The following is a 1,439-nucleotide window of genomic DNA, read 5'->3' on the forward strand; positions in this document are numbered from 1 at the left end:
GTAATGCCAGTCAGTTAAGCTGACTGGCATTTTTCTTTTTGGTTGGGTATTTCTTTGGTTTTGGTTTTACCCACCGCGGGTAACTCCTGTCCTCACGGCGCTCTGGGAGCTTGAAGTATCCCATCTGCGTCAGCAGAGCCTCGTACTGTTTTGGGATATTCCCTGGACTACTAAGCGATACCGTTACGAAGAAGTGAGTGATTGCCATTGAGCAACTCGTGAAGCTCAGTTGGTTTGGCCAAACGCTATTTAGCTTACCTGCAGCGGCTGTCATGCCTTGTCTTATCAGGTTGTAGCACAACAGCAGCCCCCATAATTCTTGTCGGATCATATCTGGACGTTTACTTCTCAACGTATGTTCATTGTTGAGTAAAGACTGCTTCATTTCACGGTAGCCCAACTCAATTTCCCAACGATATCGATATAACTCAACCATTTCATCGCTTGGGAAGCGCATCGGATCAACCATAGATGACAGTATACGATAGGTTTTCCCTTTGATTGTTTTGGTGACGAGTCTGGCGTCCACATAGTCGGGCAAGTCAGTAAAGTTTTTTCGTGCCTGAGGCGTACTGGTTAAGCGTATGTGCTTGTCATTTTTACTAAAACTTCGGATGACTTCGAACTGTAAGTCTTTTCTGGCGGGTAGCATCCAGTGTCGTTGTTCACCTGCCTGATGCCAGCGATTCAGCAAACCTAACGAGTAATAACCTTTATCGAAGATGGTCAGAGAGTGGTCTGGTGTGGTCTCTATTAACTGCTCCGCCAGTTTCATCTCGTTGGTTCGATAACCTGCAAACGCACTATTGAGGAGTTGATGACTGGTTATTTCCATATGGCAAACCATACGAACTTGCGGGTACGTATTTTCCCGATGTTGATTGCTCTGTGTTTCAAATACCTCGTGGTTTTCCTGTGTGTCTGCTGTTCTCCATACTACACCATCTACTGCGAGCAGGTTCAGACCCGCCCACGTTTCAAACTTATTGGACTCATAGCTTTTCTTTGCCATCACGCGGAAGACTTCGCGAACGGCATCTTCCCCCAACCGCTGCCTGGCCTGAACAAGGGCGCTCGGTGCAACCAATGGCTTTTTATCTGGCAGCATAATATCCATCTGAGTGGCAATATCCCAGACAGACTTCTGACGGTATAACGACATACCGATAATTGACCAAAGTACTGTTTCCAGAGGGAGCCGTCTTTTACGGATGGTAGCAACACCAGCCTGCTCAAAGCCTTGCTGTATAAGCTCTGGCGAAAGAAGCTCAGCATACTTCTCAAAGGTATGAAATGTACCGCAAGAGTTAAAGGCTGCCGCCAATTCACTTTCAAAACGCATATAAAAAATCCGATATCAGTTACCTGATATCGGATTTTGAAGCCTTGAAAAGATCGGTCAACTGATCACGAAAATTTTCTTAACTGATCGGCATTAC

Annotated in this window: 1 protein-coding gene; it reads right to left on the reverse strand. The window is 45.9% G+C overall.

The window, feature by feature from the left end:
• Positions 1 to 10: 10 nt before the first annotated feature.
• A complete protein-coding gene (locus Q3O60_RS17560; RefSeq protein ID WP_305895224.1) occupies positions 11 to 1,342 on the reverse strand; it encodes an IS4 family transposase in 1,332 nt (443 codons plus the stop codon).
• Between the last annotated feature and the right edge of the window lie 97 nt (positions 1,343 to 1,439).

This window comes from Alkalimonas collagenimarina, assembly GCF_030717845.1.
GTDB classification, from domain to species: domain Bacteria; phylum Pseudomonadota; class Gammaproteobacteria; order Enterobacterales; family Alteromonadaceae; genus Alkalimonas; species Alkalimonas collagenimarina.